This is a genomic window from Nocardia sp. NPDC050793, from assembly GCF_040654065.1.
Lineage (GTDB): Bacteria > Actinomycetota > Actinomycetes > Mycobacteriales > Mycobacteriaceae > Nocardia.
The window spans coordinates 1-1,031 of sequence record NZ_JBFAHG010000044.1 but is presented as its reverse complement, the minus strand read 5'-3'; the positions used below and the strand labels follow the sequence as shown (position 1 = coordinate 1,031).

Sequence of the window (1,031 nt, the reverse complement as noted above, 5' to 3'; positions counted from 1 at the left end):
GTCGCGCTGTTCCGGCTCGCTACCGACAACTATGTGCTCGCGATGGTGCTGCACCACATCGCAGCCGACGGATCCTCGTTCGGACCGTTCGCGCAGGATGTCGTCGCCGCCTACACGGCGCGCGCAGAGGGACACGAACCTCGCTGGTCGCCCCTGCCGATCCAATACGCCGACTACGCCCTGTGGCAACGACAGGCTCTCGGCAGCGAGTCGGATCCGGGTTCGACTGCTGCACAACAAATCTCTTTCTGGGTGCGTGAACTCGACGGTCTCCCGGATCAGCTCGACCTGCCGGCGGACCGGATGCGCCCTGCCGTCGCAAGCTACCACGGTGCCAAGCACCGATTCGAAATCGGCGCCGAGACACACCGTGGACTCGTCGAACTTGCTCGCGGACACAGCGCCTCGCTGTTCATGGTCGTCCACGCCGCCTACGCGGTCCTCCTGTCACGACTGAGCGGATCGAACGATATCGCCGTCGGCACCGCCGTCGCGGGACGCGGCGAAAAGGAACTCGACGACCTCATCGGCATGTTCGTGAACACGCTGGTGTTGCGCACGCGCGTCGATCCCGGACTCTCGTTCGGTGAATTCCTCGACGTGGTCCGTGAAATCGACCTGACCGCATTCTCGAACGCGGACGTGCCTTTCGAGCGTCTCGTCGAGGTGCTCAACCCGGCACGATCCACAGCGCGCCATCCGCTGTTCCAGGCGGCGCTGTCGCTCGAGCCCGGTTCGGCACGTGAGGTGTCCTTCGCCGGAGTCCGCGCCGTCGGCACCGAACTGGAGATGCCGATCTCGAAGTTCGACATCCAGCTGTGGCTGACCGAAAAGACCGGCAGCGACGATGAACCCGCCGGCTTGGGTGCCACCTTCGAGTACGCGTCGGATCTCTTCGACGCCGGTACGGTCGCCGTCTTCGCAGAACGTTTCGTGCGGATCCTCGACGGCATCGTCGCGGACACGTCGGCATGTGTGGGTGACCTGTCCATCCTTTCTCCCGGCGAAGCCGAGCTGCTGCTCACCACGAC

At 64.7% G+C, this 1,031-nt stretch carries 1 protein-coding gene; it reads left to right on the top strand.

Features of this window, described 5'->3' with window-relative positions; all coding sequences use genetic code 11:
• Positions 1 to 1,031 (top strand): condensation domain-containing protein (locus tag AB0H50_RS35640; protein ID WP_357461703.1); only part of this gene is annotated, 1,031 nt, incomplete at both ends.